Annotated in this window: 27 protein-coding genes; 4 read left to right on the top strand and 23 right to left on the bottom strand. The window is 30.3% G+C overall.

Translation table 11 applies throughout. The annotated features are described in order from the left end of the window. The first annotated feature begins 150 nt into the window (after positions 1-150). Entirely contained in the window at positions 151-1,497 is a 1,347-nt protein-coding gene (locus B3630_RS14340; protein ID WP_346899312.1) for a Na+/H+ antiporter NhaC family protein, read from the top strand. A 167-nt stretch (positions 1,498-1,664) separates the two neighbouring features. Here the strand turns inward: B3630_RS14340 and B3630_RS14335 are convergent, their stop codons facing one another. Both B3630_RS14335 and B3630_RS14330 read right to left on the bottom strand, forming a co-directional pair. Beyond that, positions 1,665-2,747 carry a hypothetical protein gene (locus tag B3630_RS14335; protein ID WP_346899310.1) on the bottom strand — a complete coding sequence of 361 codons (1,083 nt, stop codon included), beginning with the start codon at positions 2,745-2,747 and terminating at the stop codon, positions 1,665-1,667. A 153-nt stretch (positions 2,748-2,900) separates the two neighbouring features. Continuing rightward, the gene (locus tag B3630_RS14330; protein ID WP_346899308.1) at positions 2,901-3,860 is read right to left on the bottom strand and encodes a ribonuclease Z; all 960 of its coding nucleotides are present in this window, start codon (positions 3,858-3,860) and stop codon (positions 2,901-2,903) included. A 196-nt stretch (positions 3,861-4,056) separates the two neighbouring features. Here B3630_RS14330 and B3630_RS14325 point away from each other — a divergent pair, with 196 nt between their 5' ends. The 3 genes from B3630_RS14325 (at position 4,057) to B3630_RS14315 (ending at position 6,573) form a co-directional block, all read left to right on the top strand. Next, positions 4,057-5,085 carry a GntG family PLP-dependent aldolase gene (locus B3630_RS14325; protein WP_346899306.1) on the top strand — a complete coding sequence of 343 codons (1,029 nt, stop codon included), beginning with the start codon at positions 4,057-4,059 and terminating at the stop codon, positions 5,083-5,085. 223 nt (positions 5,086-5,308) lie between these two features. Next, positions 5,309-6,439 carry a sodium ion-translocating decarboxylase subunit beta gene (locus tag B3630_RS14320; protein ID WP_346899304.1) on the top strand — a complete coding sequence of 377 codons (1,131 nt, stop codon included), beginning with the start codon at positions 5,309-5,311 and terminating at the stop codon, positions 6,437-6,439. After that, a complete protein-coding gene (locus B3630_RS14315; protein ID WP_346899302.1) occupies positions 6,439-6,573 on the top strand; it encodes an OadG-related small transporter subunit in 135 nt (44 codons plus the stop codon). Before B3630_RS14320 ends, B3630_RS14315 begins: the two co-directional genes overlap by 1 nt. A gap of 57 nt (positions 6,574-6,630) precedes the next feature. On the opposite strand, the gene B3630_RS14310 is transcribed toward B3630_RS14315, so the two are convergent. From B3630_RS14310 to B3630_RS14210, 21 genes are all read right to left on the bottom strand, one after another. Beyond that, the gene (locus B3630_RS14310; protein WP_346899300.1) at positions 6,631-7,926 is read right to left on the bottom strand and encodes a metallopeptidase TldD-related protein; all 1,296 of its coding nucleotides are present in this window, start codon (positions 7,924-7,926) and stop codon (positions 6,631-6,633) included. 1 nt (position 7,927) lies between these two features. Continuing rightward, positions 7,928-9,310, bottom strand: coding sequence for a TldD/PmbA family protein (locus B3630_RS14305; RefSeq protein WP_346899298.1), 1,383 nt, complete (start codon positions 9,308-9,310; stop codon positions 7,928-7,930). A gap of 76 nt (positions 9,311-9,386) precedes the next feature. Further along, the gene (locus tag B3630_RS14300) at positions 9,387-10,142 is read right to left on the bottom strand and encodes a nucleoside phosphorylase (RefSeq protein ID WP_346899296.1); all 756 of its coding nucleotides are present in this window, start codon (positions 10,140-10,142) and stop codon (positions 9,387-9,389) included. A gap of 40 nt (positions 10,143-10,182) precedes the next feature. After that, a complete protein-coding gene (locus B3630_RS14295) occupies positions 10,183-10,692 on the bottom strand; it encodes a DNA topology modulation protein (RefSeq protein ID WP_346899294.1) in 510 nt (169 codons plus the stop codon). A 56-nt stretch (positions 10,693-10,748) separates the two neighbouring features. Continuing rightward, complete coding sequence (locus B3630_RS14290; protein WP_346899292.1) at positions 10,749-11,270, bottom strand: GNAT family protein; 522 nt, start codon at positions 11,268-11,270, stop codon at positions 10,749-10,751. A 24-nt stretch (positions 11,271-11,294) separates the two neighbouring features. After that, entirely contained in the window at positions 11,295-11,858 is a 564-nt protein-coding gene (locus B3630_RS14285; protein WP_346899290.1) for a GNAT family protein, read from the bottom strand. 141 nt (positions 11,859-11,999) lie between these two features. Then, positions 12,000-12,761 carry a GNAT family N-acetyltransferase gene (locus B3630_RS14280; RefSeq protein WP_346899288.1) on the bottom strand — a complete coding sequence of 254 codons (762 nt, stop codon included), beginning with the start codon at positions 12,759-12,761 and terminating at the stop codon, positions 12,000-12,002. Between the two features lie 21 nt (positions 12,762-12,782). Then, positions 12,783-13,343 carry a GNAT family N-acetyltransferase gene (locus B3630_RS14275; RefSeq protein WP_346899286.1) on the bottom strand — a complete coding sequence of 187 codons (561 nt, stop codon included), beginning with the start codon at positions 13,341-13,343 and terminating at the stop codon, positions 12,783-12,785. A 79-nt stretch (positions 13,344-13,422) separates the two neighbouring features. Next, positions 13,423-13,971: a GNAT family N-acetyltransferase gene (locus tag B3630_RS14270; protein ID WP_346899284.1), complete on the bottom strand. Its 549-nt coding sequence runs from the start codon at positions 13,969-13,971 to the stop codon at positions 13,423-13,425. Between the two features lie 10 nt (positions 13,972-13,981). After that, positions 13,982-14,725 (bottom strand): S66 peptidase family protein, encoded by a 744-nt coding sequence (locus B3630_RS14265; protein ID WP_346899282.1) that lies wholly within the window; start codon positions 14,723-14,725, stop codon positions 13,982-13,984. 102 nt (positions 14,726-14,827) lie between these two features. Next, positions 14,828-15,349 carry a GNAT family N-acetyltransferase gene (locus tag B3630_RS14260; protein ID WP_346899280.1) on the bottom strand — a complete coding sequence of 174 codons (522 nt, stop codon included), beginning with the start codon at positions 15,347-15,349 and terminating at the stop codon, positions 14,828-14,830. A gap of 79 nt (positions 15,350-15,428) precedes the next feature. Further along, positions 15,429-16,310, bottom strand: a complete 882-nt coding sequence (locus tag B3630_RS14255) for an aminoglycoside 6-adenylyltransferase (protein WP_346899278.1) — start codon at positions 16,308-16,310, stop codon at positions 15,429-15,431. 1 nt (position 16,311) lies between these two features. Beyond that, positions 16,312-17,001: a 5'-methylthioadenosine/adenosylhomocysteine nucleosidase gene (locus tag B3630_RS14250; RefSeq protein ID WP_346899276.1), complete on the bottom strand. Its 690-nt coding sequence runs from the start codon at positions 16,999-17,001 to the stop codon at positions 16,312-16,314. An 11-nt stretch (positions 17,002-17,012) separates the two neighbouring features. Further along, complete coding sequence (locus B3630_RS14245) at positions 17,013-17,636, bottom strand: GNAT family N-acetyltransferase (protein WP_346899274.1); 624 nt, start codon at positions 17,634-17,636, stop codon at positions 17,013-17,015. Positions 17,637-17,717: 81 nt separating this feature from the next. Continuing rightward, a complete protein-coding gene (locus B3630_RS14240; protein ID WP_346899272.1) occupies positions 17,718-18,191 on the bottom strand; it encodes a GNAT family N-acetyltransferase in 474 nt (157 codons plus the stop codon). A gap of 11 nt (positions 18,192-18,202) precedes the next feature. Further along, positions 18,203-19,030, bottom strand: coding sequence for a DUF2785 domain-containing protein (locus tag B3630_RS14235; RefSeq protein ID WP_346899270.1), 828 nt, complete (start codon positions 19,028-19,030; stop codon positions 18,203-18,205). A gap of 48 nt (positions 19,031-19,078) precedes the next feature. Continuing rightward, positions 19,079-19,630, bottom strand: coding sequence for a GNAT family N-acetyltransferase (locus B3630_RS14230; RefSeq protein ID WP_414633016.1), 552 nt, complete (start codon positions 19,628-19,630; stop codon positions 19,079-19,081). A 24-nt stretch (positions 19,631-19,654) separates the two neighbouring features. Further along, positions 19,655-20,302: a hypothetical protein gene (locus B3630_RS14225; RefSeq protein WP_346899266.1), complete on the bottom strand. Its 648-nt coding sequence runs from the start codon at positions 20,300-20,302 to the stop codon at positions 19,655-19,657. A gap of 44 nt (positions 20,303-20,346) precedes the next feature. Further along, complete coding sequence (locus tag B3630_RS14220; RefSeq protein WP_346899264.1) at positions 20,347-20,520, bottom strand: hypothetical protein; 174 nt, start codon at positions 20,518-20,520, stop codon at positions 20,347-20,349. A gap of 98 nt (positions 20,521-20,618) precedes the next feature. Continuing rightward, positions 20,619-21,461: an MBL fold metallo-hydrolase gene (locus tag B3630_RS14215; RefSeq protein WP_346899262.1), complete on the bottom strand. Its 843-nt coding sequence runs from the start codon at positions 21,459-21,461 to the stop codon at positions 20,619-20,621. Positions 21,462-21,472: 11 nt separating this feature from the next. Continuing rightward, positions 21,473-21,904, bottom strand: coding sequence for a GNAT family N-acetyltransferase (locus tag B3630_RS14210; RefSeq protein WP_346899260.1), 432 nt, complete (start codon positions 21,902-21,904; stop codon positions 21,473-21,475). Positions 21,905-22,279: the final 375 nt, after the last annotated feature.

The following is a 22,279-nucleotide window of genomic DNA, read 5'->3' as shown; positions in this document are numbered from 1 at the left end:
AATGAAAGTAAATTTATTTCATAGAATTCCACCTTCTAAATTTACTATATTTTAAAAATTAGTATACTATAAATTTATTTCTTTTTATATTGTAAATTCATACTATTAAAGATAATATATAAGTGAAATTTATTTATATGGAGGATTTTTATGGATGTAATTTTAGGGCTAATCATTTCTACAATTATATTTATAACAGGAATAATTAGAAATATAGATACTGTTATATCTTTATTAATGGTACTATGTATATTCTTTATTATAGCAATAAAAAGAGGTGTCTCTATTAGGGATGGTTTTAGCTATTTAATTGAAGGAGGCAAAGAATCCTTAGGGGTATTAAAAATATTTATTCTAATAGGAGCAATCGTTTCTCTTTGGATGATTTCTGGTACAGTTCCTTCAATTGTTTATTATGGAATTAATCTTATTCATCCAAGCTTCTTTGCTGTAAGCGCCTTTATTTTGTCAGCTTTTATATCTATGCTCCTTGGAACTTCCTTTGGTACCATTGGTACTATAGGTATTTCTTTGATAGTAATGGCTAGAGCTGGTGGTGGTAATACCCTTATAATAGCTGGAGCAATTCTTTCTGGCGCTTATCTTGGAGATAGATCATCGCCTATGTCTTCCAGTGCAAATCTAGTTGCATCGATTACAAATACAAATGTCTACGATAATATTAAGAGAATGACTAAAACTTCTTTAATGCCCTTAATATTATCTCTAGGTTTATATTTAATTCTATCCTTATTCATGCCTGTAAATTATAGTAACTCAGATATATTATCTCAGCTAACTGAAACTTTTACTATAAATATAATAGCATTGCTTCCTGCATTAATTATAATTGTACTATCATTCTTTAAAATTGAAGTGAAAATTTCTATGTTTGTCAGTATGACTGTAGCTGCAATTATATCCTTCATTTTTCAACATACTACTTTTAGTGAAATTATTAAAACTGCCATCTTTGGTTTTCAATTACCTATTGATAACCCTCTTTATAGCATTATAAAGGGTGGAGGTATAATATCAATGATAAAATTAACCTTTATAGTATTTCTCTCTTCAGCACTTACTGGAATATTTCAAGGGGCTAATCTGCTAGATTTTATAGAAGAATATTTAAATAAAATAAAAAGACTTGATACTTTATTTCTCACTACTATAATAACTAGTATCATTAGTTCCATGGTTGGCTGTACTCAAGTATTGGCAGTAATGCTTACAAAAATGACTATGAATGATACCTATATTAGACTAGGTTATGATAAAGAACACTTGGCACTTGATCTAGAAAATTCAGCTATTGTAATAGCTCCATTAATACCTTGGAATGTTGCTGTATTAGTACCTTTAACCACTTTAGGTGTAGATGCAAGAGCTATTTTATTCTCTTTTTATTTAATTTCATTACCACTAATAAGCTTAATGTGTACATATTTAAAAAGTCATAAAAAATTTAATTTTATGACATATAATATTGAAAAATAACTTAATAAAAAACTTATATAACATAGTTTTTAAAACAAAACAATACCTATGGACTAGGCACACAACAGTATTTTAATCCATAGGTATTTACTATAACTATTATTAATATTTATTATTCATAAGTTCATCTTACATATTATTAAAATTTATTGAAATATTTTATTAACTTACTCCATAATTTCAATTTCTATTCCTTTTGCTTTAGCTGCTTTTATAAGCTCTTCATTAATACTAAGTGGTGAATATAATGATATTTTCTTCAATGTAGGTATACTAAGCAATTTATCATAATTCTCAATAACTTTGTCATGTAGTATAATTTCTTTTAAATTAGTAAGTTTTTCTATACCCTCCAAATTGGGAACCCCTGTAACAGATAGTGAAAACTTCTCAACTTCTGGGAAATTTTTTAAACCTAAAAGGCTAACAGGCTTCTTAGTCTGAATATCAAGATTTTTTACATTTGGAAAATATGGCATATCTTCTAAAGAACCTTTCTTAGGAAAAATAATTTCTAAGTCTTCTAATTTTCCAAAGGTATCAAGCTCTCCTAATTTATTTAGATGTCCATACCAGATAGACATTCGTTTTAGATTTTTGCATTGTAGAAGAGGCCTATAATCCATAATAAAACCTTCATCATCTATAAAAAGTGTATTAAGATAATTCATATGCTCAATACCATTTAAGCTTTTTACCTTACTAACAGTACTAATCCAAATACTATCTATTTCATCTAATTCACCTTGTTTTAAAGAAAGAAAGGCAGGCTTTTTTATTTCCTGTGAACGTTTTATTTCTGCCTCTAAATTGCCATCCTTTATTATTCGATTAGAATAAAGATAGTAGTTTGTGGAAAATAACAATATACCTAGAACTATAACTAAAGCAATTTTAATTTTCTTTTTACAGGAATTTTCTTTAACTGCATAAAAAATAGTTAAAACTGATAACACTATAAAAATTATAATATAGTTAGGAATATAAATATAATAAAATCTAAATATAAAAAAATTTAGTATTGGAAAAATAAATATGATATATTCCTTCCAACTATTTCTATGAAATCCAATACCACATACCATAAGTATAATCCAAAACACTGGCGAATCATCATAAATATCATGAAGTCCAGAAACAAATAATTGAAGAAATATAAATCCTATTAAAATAAATATCCCTATTAAGTACTCCTTTTTATAATTTTTAGGTTTATCTTTAATTTTATCATTATTAATAGTATTATCCATTTTAGACCTCCAGCAATAATTAGAACTACATTTACATCAATTTCAACTTACTCATATTTACAGTTTATGTTTATGTTTATGTAATATAACAGTATACTCTACATCTTACAATATATAGAGTTATAATACTATAAATTTAATGAATAATTCATTTTAATTCATATAAGTTAACGCTCTAACCATCCTATCTTCTCCTATAATACTATTTTCAAATATCTCTTTAGCATTATCTATAAACTGTGCTGGTTCTCCCATAATAGGACTAAAATGAGTTAATATAAGCTCCTTAACTCTCCCTTCCTTAGCTAGTGTGGCAGATTCTCTAAAAATCATATGCTTATTTTTGATAGCCTTGTCTATATCCTCATCCTTACCATAGGTGCCTTCACAGATAAACAAATCACTTTCTGCAATGAATTCTACCATTGAATCCATTGGTCTGCTATCAGTTATTAAACTAATCTTAACGCCTCTCCTCTCATCTCCTAATACCATATCTGCAGTATATGTTTTCCCTTCAAAAGTTACTTCTTCCTGCCTTTGTAGCTTACTCCATAGACTTTTAGGAATATTATTTGCCATAGCCTTTTCTACATTAAACTTTCTTTCCCTTTTAAAATAAAAACTATATCCATTACAAGGTGATGAATGGTCTACATCTATAGCCTTTAATATTATTTCACTACTATGAATTTTTCTATGTTTATTATTCTCTGCCACATGTATCCCATCCTTTGACACATTAAGCTCTACCTTTGAAGATGTTTCTATGATATTTACCTCATAAGGTAAATATTCTGCAACAACCCTTAGACCATTTACAACCCTAGTAATTCCCTCCGGACCAATTATAGTTAAAGGCTCAGTTCTACCACTATTACCTATAGTTGAAAGAAGCCCTGGAAGTCCTATGATATGATCTCCATGGGTATGAGTAATACATATAATATCAATGGACTTAAACCCCCATGCCACCATCTTCATAGAAACCTGAGTACCTTCACCACAATCTATAAGTATCTTTCTACCTTTATAATTAATTAAAGTAGCTGAAAGACTTCTTTCCGGCATTGGCATAGAACCTCCACAGCCTAATAAACATACATCTATCATCGTTTTCCTCCATTATTTTACAAGTTATAATCTAATGTAATTTAAAACCTATAATTGATTTTAAACCATATTAAGTATATTTACAAAAACTCCTTAAATAATACTATAGTCTTAAATATTTATTTACACTTTACATATTCTAGACTTTTAATCCCTCTCATAGTACAATTTAATTATGACGTAGGGGGGGATATGTATGAAATTTATCGATTTAAGAAGTGACACCGTAACAGAACCAACTGAAGCTATGAGAAAGGCTATGTATGAAGCTACTGTAGGTGATGACGTATATGGAGATGATGAGACTACTGTAGAACTTGAAAAATATGCTGCAGAACTTGTAGGCAAAGAAGCTGCACTATTTGTTCCTAGTGGAACCTTTGGTAATCAACTTTCATTACTTACTCACTGTAGACAAGGGAATGAAGTTATTCTAGGAAATGACTGTCATATAGTTTGTCATGAAGTTGGAGCAGCATCAATTATTGCTGGAGTTCAACTTAGAACCTTAAATAGCAATAAAGGTGAGCTTTCACCTAGTGAAATAGAAGCAACCATAAGAAAGGAAGAAGATATCCATTATCCTGATACAGCCTTAATATGTCTTGAAAATTCTCATTCAAATGGGAGAGTTATTTCTCTAGAAAATATGGCTGAAATACGAAAAGTTGCTAATAAATATAATTTGCCTATTCATCTAGATGGTGCAAGATTATTTAATGCAGCTACTTATCTTGATGTAGATGTAAAGGAAATCACTAAAAATGTAGATACAGTAATGTTCTGCTTATCAAAAGGACTTTGTTCTCCTGTAGGATCTATTTTAGCAGGTAGCAAAGAATTTATTGATAGAGCTAGAAAATATAGAAAACTAATGGGTGGAGGCTTAAGACAATGTGGTGTAATAACTGCTGCTGGGCTTGTGGCATTAAAAGATATGAGAGAAAACCTAAAAGTAGATTATGAGAAAGCTGTATACTTATCTAAAGAACTAGCAAAACTTCCTGGATTTAAAGTAATGGAAGATAACCTACACATAAATATGGTATTCTTTGAACTACCTACTTCTGTAAATTCTCAAGACTTAGTTCAACACCTTTTAGAAAGAGGCATAAAGGTTTGTGATATAGAAGATGACTTAATGAGATTTGTTACTCATTACTGGATTAGTTATGAAAATATAGATTTTATTGTAAAAACACTAAAAGATTACTTAACTACTTAATGATTATATTTTAACCTAAGGTTGTAGGTTAAGTGATTATTCTATTAACTTTTTACTATAACCTAGGTTATTTTTATGTTATATAAATACAATTATAGAAATTATGTATACGTTGTAGTAAAATTATGTTGTTGCAATAAATATATTGGGGAATACTATTTTATTATAATTACACTCACTAACTACAATGGCAAAATATTCAACTTATATGGGAGGATTAATCATGGAATTTCTACTGAAGGGCATAATGTCCGTCACCTGGCAACAACTAATAATGTGGGGTATAGGTGCAGGGCTAATTTGGCTTGCAATTAAAAAAGGTTTTGAACCGGCACTTTTACTACCAATGGGGTTTGGTGCAATTCTTGTAAACTTACCGCTCTCTGGAGCTGTAACTCAATTTATTAATGGTCATGAAGAAATCGGAATAATAGACAATTTATTTAATATGGGTATAGCTAATGAATTGTTTCCACTTATTTTATTCATAGGTATTGGAGCTATGATCGACTTTGGTCCATTGCTCACAAATCCAAAAATGCTTTTATTTGGAGCTGCAGCTCAGTTTGGTATATTTTTTACCATTTCTTTAGCAGCACTAATAGGATTTTCATTAAAAGATGCAGCTTCCATAGGAATTATAGGGGCTGCTGATGGACCTACTTCTATCTTTGTTGCAAACTATTTTAAAAGCAACTACATAGGACCCATAACCGTAGCTGCCTATTCTTATATGTCTTTAGTGCCAATTATTCAACCAGCTGCTATCAAGCTAGTAACTACTAAAAAAGAGAGACAGATAAAAATGAAGTACAATCCTAAATCTGTTTCTAAAACTACAAAGATATTATTTCCAATAATAGTTACTGTTATAGCTGGTCTTATTGCACCAACCTCTGTAGCTTTGATAGGTTTCTTAATGTTTGGTAACCTAATTAGAGAATGTGGTGTTTTAGAGAGGTTATCCAGCACTGCACAAAATGAATTAGCTAACTTAGTAACCTTACTTTTAGGAATTACTATAGCTTCTAAGATGAAAGCTGAATTCTTTGTAACGTCTCAAACCTTTATGATTATAGGTCTTGGTCTAATTGCCTTCATATTTGATACTATTGGTGGAGTTTTATTTGCTAAATTTATAAATCTATTTGCAAAGGATAAAATTAATCCAATGGTTGGAGCAGCTGGAATATCTGCATTTCCTATGTCCGCTAGAGTAATACAAAAAATGGGTCAAAAAGAAGATCCTCAAAACTTTTTATTAATGCATGCAGTTGCAGCTAACGTATCTGGACAAATAGGATCTGTTATAGCTGGTGGATTAGTTCTCTTCTTAATCGGAGGTGGCATGTAATGAATATAAATATAGAGGCATTCATGGAAAGTTTAATTATAATGGGTAAAGGTATGGGCGGAATCTTTGTAGTAATGCTTATAATATTTTTAGCTATTAAAGGACTAGGCTCCATATTTAAAGGTGAAGAATAAATAATATATAGCAAAGCTCTATGACTAAATATCTTCAGTCATAGAGCTTTTATTGTTTTAATTTCCTGAAATAGTTACACCCTTAATCTTCATCCAAGGAGTTATGGATTCTCCAGTATTTAAAGTTTCTATCGATATTTCCTCTATATTATTAAACATATCCTTTAAATTTGAGGTTATCATAGTCTCAGTTATTGCATACTTAATTTCTCCATTTTCAACATAAAAACTATTTTTAGCTACTCCTGAAAAATCCCCATTTGATGATGGCATTCCCCCTGAAAATCTGCCTAGAATTATTCCTCTTTTAGTCGATTTGATTATATCTTCAATAGATTTATCTCCATTTTCTACAACTATGTTAAAGGAAGTTTTAGTAACAGACTTTCCAGTTTTCTTTGCAGCGTATAAATCTATAATAAAAGATTTTAATATCCCATTTTCTATGATACTTATATTCTCTGTTTTATATCCATCTGCAGTTATGAAGTTTTTATTAGCTATCTCACCACATAAAGGCATACATTTTACTGTAAGTATATCACTAGCAATCTTCTCATTTAATTTATCCTTTAAAATACTTGTACCACTTATTAGGGAATTATCACCAAGGAAACTTATATTATATAAATATAACATTTCTCTAACTAACTCCGGAGTTAAAATTATATATCCAATAAATTTATCCTTTATCCCATTGCAGACAAGTTGACTAACTATATCTTTAAACCTTTGTCTAACATCAGCATACTCCATAAAATCTAAAGGTAATTCATTAAATACATAACTAAAACCTGTAAAAGATGTAGACTTTTCACCTTCCTTTGCTAAAAAAACTATATTAGCTCTATAGATACCTTCCACTATTTTAAAATCTACACCATTGGAATTTACAAAATTACTTTCGCTACTATTAAACTCTAAGGTAGTTCCATCCATAAATTTAACCTGTGGAAACTCTTTCTTTAATTTCTTTAAAAAAGTACTTGTAAATTCATACATTTTATCTAAGTCTGGCTCAGTATCTCCATTATTAAACTCTTCTTTCGGTTGCTCTTCTCCAATATCATTACACGGATCACTCTCTGCTGATTCACACATCTCCATTAACTCTTTAATTTTTGAATTTATTGCTTCTTCTTCTAGTTTATTTAAGGATATTGTAGATTTTTTATCATCTTTTATAGCTACTAAATCTATATCAGCATTAATAGTTGTTCTTAAAAGAGCTATCCCTTCATTCCCAAAATTTAACTCATATTTTTTATTACTTTTAAGAATGCATTGAGACTTATCTGCCCCTTGCTTAACTATATTATCAATACAATATAAGGCTATTTCTCTATTTCCCATACTATTTTCCCCCTATATTTATCTTACATTTAATTGCTGGTCCACCCATACCTACAGTTATAGGTTGTTTCTTTCCACACATTCCCCCATTTAACCATGTAAGGTCATCAGATACCATGGTAACAGTCTTTAGCATATCGAAGGCAACTCCTGATATAGTGGTATCCCTTATAGCTTTACCCAACTTTCCATTCTTTATTTCATAGCCCATGGTTACTCCAAACATAAACTCACTAGTGGCATCAGCTTGACCATTATCAGGATTCATTAAATAATAACCATCTTCTACAGATGCAATCATATCTTCAAGTTTATCCACTCCAGGAAGTATACACGTATTTCTCATTCTTATTATAGGTTCATCTGAAAACTCAAAAGCCCTCGCATTTCCTGTTGGTGCTACATTAAATATATTTGCGCTTTCTTTATTATGCATATATCCCTTTAAAATACCATTTTCTATTATAATTGCATCTTCTGCTTTAGTTCCCTCATCATCAATATATATAGGTACTGGACACGTTTTACCCAAAGACGTATTTGCATAGTCAACTAAAGTTACTAATGGACTAGCTACCTGCTTATTCATATATTCACCTGCTATAGAGCCAGATAATACAAAGTCAGCCTCTGTGGTATGTCCAACTGCTTCATGGGCTAGTATTCCAGCTAAATCCGGAGCTAATATACACTCTTTTAATCCGCCATTAGCATATACTCCCTCAGCCTTTGCTCTTAACCTTTCATAAGTCTTATCTATTTTTTCATATAAATCCTCTGGTTTAGCAAATTTATCTTCAAACTGACCCAATCCACTTATGATTTCATATAATTCTACTGGTATCCCATTATTATCATTAGCCACTAATTCTATCATTATATTTGCTCTTGGTAAAAATGAATATAATTCGGCTCCTGAAGATGTAATAAGACTTTTTTCCATATTTAATTCATTAATTCTTATACTTCTGCTAACTAAATTACTATATTTTTTTATAATATAATTATCTATCTCTTTAGTAAATTCTATTAATTGTTTTTGAGTTAATCTTACCTTGTTTGTAGCAAATGATTTTTCTATAGAATAGTTTGAAGTTACTAACTCTCTATGCTTACCTACTGACTTAGAATTTAAAAATTCCCCATTTTGCTTTGCAATATTTAGTACTTGTCTAATACTTTCATCATTAATATTAGAATTAGAAGCAAATCCCCATGCTCCATTTGCATTTACTCTTGCAGAAATACCACTAGAAGATGATCTAATATTCTGAATCAAATTGCCATTTGTCATCACTATACTTATGGATGAATTTTCTTGGCATCGCAGTTCCGTATACCCCTTTAGCAAATTAGAATATTTACTAAAATTTGATATAATCATAAACTTCCCCCCTAAAATGAGCATTTTTATACTCTTGTTATTATTATATATTACTTACATTTATTTTAAAGCGTTTTTATATGTTATTTGCAATTTCAAAAGCTATCATCATATATCTTTTTCTTTCACTTAAATCTAAATTACCAAGAATTCTTTTTTCCCACTTTTCACTATCTAAGTTATCTGCTGAGTATAGAAATTGAAAAAACTCTACTCCTCTAAGCTTGCACATAGCAGCTAAAGATGCACATTCCATATCCACAGCTATACATCCTTCCGCCCTTCTTTTTTGCATATTTCCTATGGTTTCTCTATAAATTGCATCAGTTGTCCAAATCTTTCCTTTAACATAGGGAATTTGTAAATCATCTAATATACTTGCTAGTTTATCAGCCTTTTCAATAGTGACATAGTCACTTGATTTCATATAGTGATAACTTACCCCTTCATCTCTATATGCTTCAGTTGGAACAATTAAATGTCCAGCTGTAATATTTTTATCTAATGAACCACAAGAGCCATATACTACAATCTTTTCTGCTCCCATAGCTATAATTTCTTCGAGGGTACCAGTTGCAAAGGAGCCTCCTACTGGAGTCATATAAAATCCTATATCCTTACCCTTGTAATTCATTTTATAAATAATTACGTCACCATTTACTGACCTTGTAACTCCTACTTGAACTACACCTTCTAACTTTGAAAAAACCTCCATTACTTTATGAGAAAAAGTAGCTATTACTACTTCAGGAAAACCTTCAACTCTCTCCATCACTTCCTTTGGATTTATTATAGCCTCCATGCACTCATCAAAACTATGAATTATACTCATTATTTCATCTCCTTTACACCTTTATTAATTATGTTTACTTTTATTCTTTTAAATTCTTCAAAAAATTTTCCACATCTTTTGGATTACTAAGTATTATTATATTCTTTTTACCTTCATAAATTTTTAGTTTTTCTATAATCTTAGGTCTTTCATTTTTATTAAACTTCCATACCCATTTTACAAACTCTAAATCTAGCTTTTCTTCGCATCCCTCTGTCATATCAGGTCTCTTCTTCCCTTTGAACATAAATCTTCTCTTTATAATTCTATAAGTGCACAGTAAGGTTGGCATATTAAGAAATATTATTGTATCTGCTAAATTTAGCCTAATATCCATAGTTGATCTATAGTTTCCATCTATAATCCATTGATCCTTATCCGCTAATTCTATTACTACACTCTCCCATTTATCCTTTGGTGTCTCTATCCAACCTGGACTCCAATACAAAGTATCTAAATGATATACAGGAAGCTTCAACATACTTCCTAACTTACGTGAAAATGTAGATTTACCTGAACCGCCACTTCCTATTACCGCAACCTTCTTCATATTTATCAATATTCTCCTTATCTTTAATAACTTTTTATATAATAAACATTATACTATTAAATGTTCTTATCTAAGGATAAATAAACAAGTTCTTCATCTGCTCTAGCCTTAGTCATTCCAACCTTATCTAATAAATTAATAGATGGTATATTATTTCGTAAGCACTCTGCCATAATTCCCTTCACAGATTCCTGAGAAAATGCCCATTCTATTAAAGCACTAACTGCTTCATAGCCATATCCCAACATTCTTTTGCTTTCAACTATGTTATAACCAATTTCAATTTCTCCAATCTCATTTGGGCAGCCTTTAAAACCACCATCGCCAATTATGGTATTGTCCGCCTTGTCAATAAAAATCCAAGGTCCATATCCATCATGAAGTTTTTTTTCTAGCTGAGCCTTAAATATTGGTAATACAGGCATTATATCAGAGCTTGGCCATTCTGCATTAGAATTTACACCAATATGATCATATGCATTTATATCATTTTTTAAGACTTCTGTTATAAATCTAAGTGACATTGTTCTAATTATTAATCTCTCAGTTTCAATTCCTATAACTTGATTCAAAATCATAATTATCTCCTTCTGATATATCTGTTACAATACTTCTTTTCTAATTTCAAGCCACTCTCTTTTTAATAAGTCCATATACATTACATCTGAAAATTCTCCAATTCTACTGTCAAAGAATCCTTCTCTTATAACACCAATTTCTTTAAAACCTAGGGCTCTGTATAAGCTATGAGCACGTTTATTATCTATCATGCTAGTAAGTTCAATTTTATTTAGATTTAAGAATCTAAACATGAAGTCTATAAAATGACTTAAAGCATCCTTTCCATAGCCCTTCCCTTGATCTTCTCTCCAAATCTTTATTCCAAATTCACATTTTTGTTCTCTTTTATCCCAGCCACAATAATTCATCTCTCCTATAGGAGTCATATCATCCTTCTTGCAGATCATAAATCTTTTACTTGTAGCATATAACTGCGAATTTAAAACTTCTTTTTCTATACTACTTCTTATATCCTCTTTACTCTCTAGAGTACCATAGGCTAAGGCAGCATGAGACATAAAACTTCCATCATTCCACCATTTATATAAAAATTCTTCATCTCCTATTTCAAGTTGCCTTATAACTACATTTTTTCCTTCTATCATAGATATCTCCTTTAATACTCAATAAAATCAAAACCTAAAATTTCTATATGCTCATTCTTATCTAAGGATTTATCATAATTTTTTCTGAGCTGAATCATATTTAAGTGATCAAAACCATATTCCTTATATAATTTAATGTCACTAGCATTCCTTGGAATTACTTCTTGAATAAAGTTCTGCCCATGCTGGGAAAAAGCCTGAATTTATGGCAATATTCTGTGAGTGAAAATGTGATTCTACCGTTCCATAAAAAGGCACTTTTCCTCTTTTTAAAATCTCATTCTTTAGAAGTGTAACTAGAGTGGTTCCTATTCCCTTGCCTCTATGATTTGGCAAAATATCAATACCTATTTGCCACATGATTTTACTATCTGCACTAGCACCTGCCATTCCAATTATTTCATTACCTTCCCAAGCAGAAACTGCAAGCACATCTGGATGATTTTTATCAAAGGCAAAAGCTTCTCCAAATCTCTCATCATCCTTAAACTTCAAAATTTCATCTTGCTCATACCACTTTATATTATAGCTAGGTTTATCTATTTCTTTGACCTCTGGATTTGGTAGATAATAATGGTGAACATCTTCTATCTCATGCCCAAACTCCTGTAGCTTTTTATCAATAGCTCTAAGTTTAGGATATTCAAATAGCCATACCGCACTTGCCTTTGAAAGCTTTTCCTCAAACCATGGTATAAGTTCAGATGTAGTACTTATGATTGCTTTATTTCCAAAGCATAGAACTTTAAGAGCGCATCCATCATTATCATAAATTCTTCTACCATCAATAAGTTTATTTTCAACTACTGTATTTATTTCTTTTTCAAAATCTAAGACCTCACAGCTATAGTCTAATGCTAGTTGAGTCTTAGCAATTTCTATAACTTCCTTTTTTGTATACATAATACATCACCTCTTCTATAATTATTTAATCCACTCATCTTTTAATATTCCATATACAGCTAAATCATAAAATCCTCTTTTTTCGTTGTAATTAGCTTGTCTCAATGTTCCCTCATACTTCATTCCACTTTTCAGCATAACCTTGCCTGAGGCACTGTTATTTGTATCATGAAGTGCTACTATTCTATTAAATCCAACTTCAGAAAATAAATAATTAATTACATCCTTTAACGCTTCAGTCATTATGCCCTTATTCCAATACTTTCTCGACATACAATATCCCACTTCACAGGAATAGTGTTTTTCCTCCATTCTTACTACAGAAATTTCACCTATTACTTCCCAAATATCCTTTAATATAATAGCCCAATCATAGTTATCATCCTTTTCATATTCTAAAGCCCACTGACTTATAATTTCTTTAGTTTCTTCTACATTATCATGGGGTTTCCAAGATAAAAACTTTGTTACTTCACTATCTGTTGCCCAGTTTTTAAACATGTCATCAGCATCTGCAACTTCAAGCTTTCTTAGTAAAAACCTCTCTGTATCTATAATTTGAGTTCCTCTATGTGTCAACACACAAATTTCTCCTTTTAACTTAAATCCCTTTACTTTCCTTTAGTATTGTTATACTACCATAATATATAAAATATAATTATTATGAATGACTATCATATAACTTATAATAATCAAACTTACACATTCCACCATCATATAGTACTACTCTGTTGTCAACATAATTAAATCCAAGTTTTTTAATTACAGTTTTAGATGAAGTGTTCTCTGGCTTTACTATTGCAGTTAAAGACTTTAATTCAGTATTTTCAAAAATCCACTTAATTAGTACTTTAGCTGCTTCAGTTGCATATCCTTTACCTTGGTAGCTATCAGAAATACCGTATAAAATCTCAACTTCATTATCTATTTCAGCTTTTGCATGAACTCCTACAACACCAATACATTTATGCTCAACCTTATATTCAATTGCCAATATTATAAAAGGCTCATTTATATTAAACTTTTCATTTAGCCAATTTATCCAAGAAAGTGCATCTGACTTACTATGCAAAACCATATCAGACATCCAGTAAGACACATTTGGTTGTTGACTATAATATACTGCATCCTTTGCATCCGACGGTAAAAAAGGTCTCATAATTAGATTATCTATTTCTATACTAATATTTTTATTTAAAAAATTAATCATAAAATTCCTCTTACAATCTCCACTCCTCAATAATGCTTACTTTCCTATTTGTAGCATCAAGTTCAATCTCACATCCTATTGGTAGTGTAAACATAGGATGTGTATGACAGCAATCAAAATCTGCAATGAATGGTAATTTTTTATTGCCTAATACTTCTAACAATATTTCATATGGTTTTCTACCTGTATTTAAGTCATCAAACAACTCATGCTTTCCAAGTATTAGTCCTGAAATTCTATCAAAAACACCATTTACTTTTAAAAAAGAAAAACTTCTTTCTATTGCTGCAGCATCTTTTAAAGAATCTTCTATAAAGAGTATGTCTCCCTCCTTTATTTCAGGCATGTACTTGCTACTCCATATACCTTGCATTGTATTCAGATTTCCACCTATGACTCTACCTCTAGCAATCCCTTCACAGATCGTAATCCATTTATTTTTTCTTTCTTCTTTGCTTCTATCTTGTGTTTCCCAATTAACATATTCATCTGTCCAATATTGTGGAATTTCAAAAACATAAGGAATTTTTATTTCATCCATTATAATTTCTTTAAAATATTCATAAGTGGCATCAACAAAGGGTGGTAATTCTCCAAATGAAGCTACTAATGCAGGTCCATAATAAGTGCTTATCCCTGTTTGTTCATAAATAGCAAGTAGAATTGCTGTAACATCAGAATAACCTATTATTATTTTAGGATTATTTTTGAACGCTTCATAATCTATATAAGGGAGTAGTGAATTTGAGTTCATTCTTTTAATTCTTGTAGACTTTATCATCCATGTTATTTATCTTATATAGTTCATATCTCATATACCAATTAAATAAGTGTCTTAAATAATATACTTCTACAATTAAAATTCTATCCAATATCTTAAAACTTCTTTACCTGATTCCTTTGAAATTACAGTATTTTCTAACCTTCCACCATTGTGCTCAATTATATTTTTAGAACCAATATTATCAAAGTCACATGTTAATAAAACTTTTTTATGAGCTAACTTCCTTGCCTTTTCCAATATTAATTTTAATATTAACTTACCATATCCCTTTCTTCTATGCCTTGGTGATATATCATAACCAATATGTCCACCTTCTTCATAGTTTGTATCATTAAGCTCATATCTTAATCTAACTGTTCCTAAAATATCCTTATTTTCATTTAAAAGCCACCACTCTGATGACGCAACGTGTCCTGCTTCTAGATTAACTCCCTTTTCCCTCTTCTTGAGATAATCTAAATAACTTTTAAAATCATAATTTGCCCTAGAATATCTTCTCTTAATCACATCTTCTCCATTTTTATTATAGTCATTAAACATTTCAATAAATTTCTCTTCAAGCCAAAGTTCTGGCTGTACTAATTCAATCATCATTTACACCTCAATTCACAATGAAATATATCATATTCCCCTAAGCTCCTTTATGATTTTTAAAAATAATGCTAACTTATAATTAATATATTTCTGTAGCATCCCTCGGTAATTCTTTGATATGCTTTATAAACTCAAAGCTTCTCTTAGCTTCTTCATAATTATATTCATATCCAAATATTTTACCTACTTCAGGTGCAATCTCTTCAAATAACTGGCATGTTGTAATCAACGCATTCCAAGAAGAATCATAATCACTCATATTAAAAGTACTCATTATCCTTGTCCATACATCTAAATCCAAATATTCTTTTAAATATTTATTTGCTTTCCCTATACTTACTTTAAATTCCGTTTGAATACCTACCTTCCAAGATAACATTGTTAATAATTCTTTTCTTACATAACTATTCATTACCTCTATTGTAAAAAGAACTTCTTCTCTCCAAAGTCCTTTTGCACAGTATGGTGCTACCCACCAAAAATTATTACATCGACTAAAATATTGTCCATAGGTAGGTCTTTTAACCCAATAATCTTCATCAGTTGTTGCTGGTATTTGTGGTAAACAGTTGTCTTTATTAAGTAAAGGAACAGTTAACTTATCTCTTCCATATTCCTTTATTAATATCTCTATAGGCTGAATATGCAAGTCAATTCTATTTCCATCTGTAAACTGCATTAAATAGGTGTAGCCATTTTTAAAATCAACATCTCTTCCTTGCATTTTATCAAGCTTATCAGGTTCTTGGAAAATAATTGGCTCACCAAAAACCCTTGTCCACCCTTCATCTCTCAGAAAAGATTCTGTTTCAGTAACTACATAAACAATGTCATAGTCCTGAAAAATATCTTTTTTTACATTAGGATTTGCCCGAGAACCATTCATATACACAGCTCTAATTCGGCTATCTCTATTGGCAACACTCAATATTAAATCAAACATCTCCTTTTCAGTTCTCATGTTATATTTGCCTCATCTCTAATATTTTTTTAACAATATTAATAGAGTTATTTGATACTGATACACAGTTCTTTTCAAATACTTCTACTCCACACTCATTTTCAGTATCTGTTATAGACCTTATTGCTATAAATGGAATATTATTCACGTAGCACACATGAGCAATACTTGCTGTTTCCATATCTACACAAAGTGGATGATATTTAGAAATTATTTCAGTACGACCCTTATCACTTATAAATGCTTCTCCAGTAACAATTCTTCCAAATAATATTTTTTGAGTGAATGTATTTTTATCTATCATTTCTCTACATAATTCAATCAGTTTACTGTCTGCTTTGAAATATATACTTTCCATACATGGATGATATTCAGTCAATATACCTTTATCTACATCATGATATGCTATTTCTGTTGAAATAACAGTATCTCCAATATTTAATATATTATCTACTCCTCCTGCTACCCCTGTTACAATAATATGAGTAATATTGAATTTATCTATTAATATTTGAGTTGCAATGGCCGCATTAACTTTACAAACACCACAATACAATGCAACAACATCTTTGTTTTCATATACACCACTGTAAAATGTTAGCATTGCTACACTTTCTAATTTTTTATTAGAAATCTGCTCAATAAAAGGCATAATTTCATTTTCTGTTGGTCCAATAACCCCGATTTTCAAAAACTCTCCCCCTAATTATTTATTTTAAAGAATAAATCCATAAGAACTTTATAATCTTTCTTTAATACGGATAATACAACATCATCCACAAGCTTGCCTTTCATAATGGTTCTTTCTCTTAAAATCCCCTCTTGAACAAAGTTAGCTTTTTTTAGAGCTTTTACAGAAGCTTCATTACCAAAGGTTACAGTAGCTTCTATCCTATTAAAGTTCATAACTTCAAATCCGAATTTCACCAAAGCCTTTATAGTTTCAGTTGCATATCCTTTATTCCATTCTTCGCGATTAAAGCCATATCCAATCTCGCTTCTTATTGAAGCATCATCAAAGCTCCCTAAATTACAATATCCAATGATTTTATTATCATTCTTTCTTGCTACACCCCATGTAATCTCTTCTTTATTTTTAAATTCATTTTTGTAATGATTTATTATGGATAGTGCATCATCTTTAGTATTAATGGGTGTAAACCAATCATATCTAGCAACTTCTGGATCACTATAAATCTTAAATATCTCTTCTACATCTTCTGGATTTACCTCTCTAAATATTAATCTATCAGATTCTAATTCTGAAAATACCTCAAAGCACGACTTGTCAATTTTCATTTCATGCATAATATTATGACTTGTCACTTAGTATCACTCCTCTTTTTCAAATTAGGCAAGTTTGAACTATCTTATAATTTAAAAATTACTTGTAGTAAATAATCAATCTTATATTTTACATATCTTTGCATAACTAACAAGTGTCATTCTTTCATTTATCGGTATTAGATTACCAACTTTTTTATATCCTAATTTTTCGTATAGATGACAGTTGCCCTTTTCCTGAAATATTGTATCCAAAATCCACTTCTGTGCTTTAGGATAATAACTTTCTATTTGTTTCAATGCTTCTTGTGCAATTCCCCTATTTTGGTATTCTGGAAGAACACATAAAGCTGATATCTTATAAGTCATTTCCTCTAATTCTGTTACTCTAACCCAGCCAACATTAACGTCGTTCAGTTTAAAAATATAAGCAGTAGTATTGGCTCTATCCATCTTTTCTTTAACCATATCAATACTTTCCATTGCAGGATTTACATCATAATCATGATATTTGTCAAGCAATTGTTTAAATGACCTTTTCTGTATATCATGGACAATATCTGCAATATCGCTTGAAATCTGCATCACCTTTAGCATTTCTACTCCCCTTATTTAAATCTACTTATTTCATTCAATACTTCTCTAGCTGTATTTGCAATTTTCTCATATTTAGGTATATCAATTAGTCTAAAGTACAGGCTTTTCAAGAACATATTTACATTAAATGCAATGACTAAATCTTCTGGATACTTTCCTACCTTTTCTATTTTATTAAAACTTTTTATCCATTCTTCAATTTCATCTGTTGGTATTATTTCTCTTTCCAATATAGATTTAACAGCTGTTATTATACGCTCATCTTCAAAATGAATGTATCCATAGTAATTTATATTTAACTTTTTATAAAATGCATCTAGTATGTTATTTAATCTTTCATATCCAATTTCTTCACACTTAGCAAATTCATCAAGAGCATCTGCACCATGGGCAGCTCCATGAGCCCAGCCTTTAACTTCTACATATCCTCTAATATCCTTATCTTCATTATAAAATTTCAAAAGAATATCAAAAGCCTTTTCAATATCACTTTTAGATAAGAACTTATCCATTCTATGTCTATAGATGCATGCTGCAACTATTTCACTTGAAAAGGTTCTACCGAAAACCGAATCATCAATGTTACCTAAACCCTTAAGAATATGATTTTCATCTAAAGCTATCCATAATAGCTCATTAACCTGCTTTTCTGATAGCTGATTTCCATCTATCCACGTAAATAAATTGGAAAGTATAAGATCATCACGTAATTCACTATCAACATCCCCTATATTGTCCATCATTTTCAAAGATAACTCATATGGATTTACCCCTTCTGATACTTTATAATCATTTTCCTTTATACTCTTTAACAATTCTTTTAATTCTTGCTTTTCCAACTTATATTTCTCCCCTTTAACCTTTTATTAAATCCCCGTAATACGCCTTTATTCTATATATAAATCCATAAGAATTTCATCATCATAATTTCCATCTATGTTAAAGAAGTTTCTATGAACTCCCACTTTTTCAAATCCAAGCTTCTCATAAAGATGTTGAGCTTTTTTATTGCTAGCTTTAACACCTAAACTTATAGTTTTTATAGTTTCATGATTCTTAGCAAAGTCTATTAATACTTTCATAACTGTAGTACCAATTCCCATGCTCCAGTATTCCTTTTTTACTGAAATAGCTAATTCACTATTATGGGCTATTCTTTTTCTATTCGGAGCACTAACTTGAGAAACACTAATAATTTGGTTATCTATAATACCTAGGAGCATAAGAGCATTATTATTTTCATTTATATTTTTAATATATTCCCTCTCCTGTTCTACAGTAAGTCTAAACTCATTCTTACCAAATAGAAGGTTATCACTTTCTCCACCAACTATATTTAGATATTCAATCATAGATTCTGTATCTTCTTCTGTTGGTTTTCTTAATATAAGCACCTTGCCATTTTCTAATTTTACTAGCTTTAATATGTCATCCTTCATACTCATCACTTCCTTCATTTACCTTTATGCTTCTAAAAACCTTAAAACTTCTTTTTCTATAAGCTTAAAATCCATAGTTGCTATATCTTCTATGGTATATCTCTTACTTAATTCACCTATTAGCTTAGCTCCTAAGAAATACCCCACATCGCTGATACCTAAAACTTTAAACCAATCACCATAAAAGTCTCTAGTTCCTTTTTCTTTGTCCTTTAGAGCTTCTACATATTTTAATTTAAGTTCTTTTTCTAACTCTTCACAGTCAATGCTCCACTGCTCTCCCCTAGAATCAAAACTACTCTCTCCTAATACTTGTTGAAAATATTGGGCAAAGCCTTCCTCATATATATTCCAGATTCCCTCATTATACTTACTCTGCTCTACCTGCTTTGGTAATTTTGATTCACCTCTTATTTGAAAGTGAACTACATGACAAAGTTCATGACAAACTAAAGCATCTATTTTCTCCTCCTGTTGCCATCCAAGCTTTGCAATCTTATCAACACCAAAGAGCATAGCTCTTTTCCCCTCATATTCATCTACCCATCCAGCAGAATTTAATAATCCCCTATATAACACTATATTTATATCCATTTCAATATGAAATATAGCCTTAACTTTTTCTTCTATACCATTAAAAGTCTTTAAAAGATTCTTATATCCTTCTATCATATTAGGAAAGTCCTCCTCAGACCTATTAAATACCGTAGTTAGTCCTATTTCCTTCCAGTTATACCCTTCTGATTCATAGTCTTCTTTACACTTTCTCCCATCTCTGGAAAATTACTATTGTAAAACTTCTCCCATAACTCCATCTTTTCCTTAGGCTCTTTATTTAAGTTTTCTTCCATAACTCCTTTATAATCCTTAAAAGTATCTATAATTTTCATCACCATAAGTCACCTAGCTTTCTAAAAATCCTAAAAATTACGCTCTCTCTTTAATCCCTACTGAATAATTCTATAATGACAATTACCTTCAATAAATTTTATAACTCTATTACCATTCCATCATAGGCAAAGCTAATATCTTCATAATGATTTTCTAATTCTAAATAATCATCATAGGATTTTCCCCAATCTTCCTCAAGATGTGTCATTATAACCTTTTTTATATTGTATTTATTCTTTAATTCCACTATCTCATCCATTACAAATAATTCTTCTCTTAAGGGATTGCTCTCTTCTAGTTTAAAGTCATTTTTCAGAACATCTCCGATAACGGTATTGCCTATAATTATCACATCAGCACCATTAAATATTTCGTTCTCTGGGAAAGGCTTAACATCACAAGGAGCATATATAAGCTTCTTTTCCCCTTCTTCAAAAACAAATACTGTAGCAGATTCAGCCTTAATTAGAGTTATTTTTATTTCTCCTATTTGTATTGAATCATTAATTACATGTCTTTTTATTAAATTTCTTATTTTTTCATAGTAGTCAAAATATGAGCCATGCTTTGAGCGTATGGAATTTAAATCTTCCATTACATGATCAATAGCTATAACTTCTATGGGATTTTCACATTCTATTCCTTGGGAAATATTTAGCCAATTTAGTCGAAGCTGTTCAAATACCCTCATACCAAGGGTATGATCTGGATCCATATGACTATATAAAACTCTATCTATTTCCTTAATTTCTCCATAATTTAAGCTTTGAGAAATATCCTCTGGAGTGTCTATAAGTAGCTTAGCTTCTTCTAGATATAAGCTACATCCAAATCTTGCATAAGGATTTCCCTTCTTTCTTGCCTCCATACATACTCTACAACAACAAAGTGGCTTTGGTAGAGCAACACATCCCCCACTACCTATTATTTTAAAATTCATAGTAATCCCTCCTATAGCTTCTTAGTTAAAAAATACTCCTTATGTCCTTTAGGGCTATCCTCTAAAATTCCAAAAACCTTATATCCATTCTTCATATAAAAGTCTGGTCCTTGAAAATCGAAGGTATCTAGATGCGCTATATGACATCCTTGACTCCTTGCTGTATCCTCTACTTCTTTCAAAAGTATTGAACCATATCCTCTATTGCGATAATCATCTTTAATCCACAATGTATCAATATAGAAAATACGCCAAAACACAGAGTAAGCTAATATTCCTCCTATGACCTCACCCTTATCATTTTTAATACAACGATTTATCTTAATGTATGGTTCATCTTGCTCAAAGGGCTTAGACAGCTTGTTGTGTTCCATAAGCATATCGTCAATGTAATCTACTTCTTCTTCATTAGGTATTTCTATTTTAATACTTTCTTCATTCATATTTATTTCCCCTTAATATATAAAGTTGGAAATAAGATTAATTAATAATTACTCAATCTTATTTCCTAATTATAGAATTTAATCCTTCTATTTTAATGCCATTTACCATATAGGAAAATGCTGAAACCCGCATGAACAGAACAACTAGTTAACTAGTTATATATTAAAATAGTTATATATGGAACTATTTAAATATACAAATAGTTTCCTATGAATCTATATAACTATTTACATAGCTCATAGGTAAAATTTAATTTTAAATCATGCATTGAATCAGCAATAAATTTTATTTTCTTATATTATTCACAAGGAAACTCCTTTTCACTTTGTTCAAATGAGTAAGTTCCCAGATCTAAATCGTAGATTTAGATGGTC

The organism is Clostridium sp. UBA7503, assembly GCF_002477055.1.
GTDB lineage: Bacteria > Bacillota > Clostridia > Clostridiales > Clostridiaceae > Clostridium_J > Clostridium_J sulfidigenes.
The sequence above is the reverse complement of the archived record's forward strand: the minus strand, read 5'-3'. Positions and strand labels throughout refer to the sequence as shown.

Excerpts from the sequence above, each read along its gene's own strand:
- B3630_RS14340 (WP_346899312.1), top strand. The coding sequence starts at position 151 with ATGGATGTAATTTTAGGGCTAATCATTTCTACAATTATATTTATAACA.
- B3630_RS14335 (WP_346899310.1), bottom strand. The coding sequence starts at position 2,747 with ATGGATAATACTATTAATAATGATAAAATTAAAGATAAACCTAAAAAT.
- B3630_RS14330 (WP_346899308.1), bottom strand. The coding sequence starts at position 3,860 with ATGATAGATGTATGTTTATTAGGCTGTGGAGGTTCTATGCCAATGCCG.
- B3630_RS14325 (WP_346899306.1), top strand. The coding sequence starts at position 4,057 with ATGAAATTTATCGATTTAAGAAGTGACACCGTAACAGAACCAACTGAA.
- B3630_RS14320 (WP_346899304.1), top strand. The coding sequence starts at position 5,309 with ATGGAATTTCTACTGAAGGGCATAATGTCCGTCACCTGGCAACAACTA.
- B3630_RS14315 (WP_346899302.1), top strand. The coding sequence starts at position 6,439 with ATGAATATAAATATAGAGGCATTCATGGAAAGTTTAATTATAATGGGT.
- B3630_RS14310 (WP_346899300.1), bottom strand. The coding sequence starts at position 7,926 with ATGGGAAATAGAGAAATAGCCTTATATTGTATTGATAATATAGTTAAG.
- B3630_RS14305 (WP_346899298.1), bottom strand. The coding sequence starts at position 9,310 with ATGATTATATCAAATTTTAGTAAATATTCTAATTTGCTAAAGGGGTAT.
- B3630_RS14300 (WP_346899296.1), bottom strand. The coding sequence starts at position 10,142 with ATGAGTATAATTCATAGTTTTGATGAGTGCATGGAGGCTATAATAAAT.
- B3630_RS14295 (WP_346899294.1), bottom strand. The coding sequence starts at position 10,692 with ATGAAGAAGGTTGCGGTAATAGGAAGTGGCGGTTCAGGTAAATCTACA.
- B3630_RS14290 (WP_346899292.1), bottom strand. The coding sequence starts at position 11,270 with ATGATTTTGAATCAAGTTATAGGAATTGAAACTGAGAGATTAATAATT.
- B3630_RS14285 (WP_346899290.1), bottom strand. The coding sequence starts at position 11,858 with ATGATAGAAGGAAAAAATGTAGTTATAAGGCAACTTGAAATAGGAGAT.
- B3630_RS14280 (WP_346899288.1), bottom strand. The coding sequence starts at position 12,761 with ATGTATACAAAAAAGGAAGTTATAGAAATTGCTAAGACTCAACTAGCA.
- B3630_RS14270 (WP_346899284.1), bottom strand. The coding sequence starts at position 13,971 with ATGATTAATTTTTTAAATAAAAATATTAGTATAGAAATAGATAATCTA.
- B3630_RS14265 (WP_346899282.1), bottom strand. The coding sequence starts at position 14,725 with ATGAACTCAAATTCACTACTCCCTTATATAGATTATGAAGCGTTCAAA.
- B3630_RS14260 (WP_346899280.1), bottom strand. The coding sequence starts at position 15,349 with ATGATGATTGAATTAGTACAGCCAGAACTTTGGCTTGAAGAGAAATTT.
- B3630_RS14255 (WP_346899278.1), bottom strand. The coding sequence starts at position 16,310 with ATGAGAACTGAAAAGGAGATGTTTGATTTAATATTGAGTGTTGCCAAT.
- B3630_RS14240 (WP_346899272.1), bottom strand. The coding sequence starts at position 18,191 with ATGCTAAAGGTGATGCAGATTTCAAGCGATATTGCAGATATTGTCCAT.
- B3630_RS14230 (WP_414633016.1), bottom strand. The coding sequence starts at position 19,630 with ATGAAGGATGACATATTAAAGCTAGTAAAATTAGAAAATGGCAAGGTG.
- B3630_RS14225 (WP_346899266.1), bottom strand. The coding sequence starts at position 20,302 with ATGATAGAAGGATATAAGAATCTTTTAAAGACTTTTAATGGTATAGAA.
- B3630_RS14220 (WP_346899264.1), bottom strand. The coding sequence starts at position 20,520 with ATGAAAATTATAGATACTTTTAAGGATTATAAAGGAGTTATGGAAGAA.
- B3630_RS14215 (WP_346899262.1), bottom strand. The coding sequence starts at position 21,461 with ATGAATTTTAAAATAATAGGTAGTGGGGGATGTGTTGCTCTACCAAAG.
- B3630_RS14210 (WP_346899260.1), bottom strand. The coding sequence starts at position 21,904 with ATGAATGAAGAAAGTATTAAAATAGAAATACCTAATGAAGAAGAAGTA.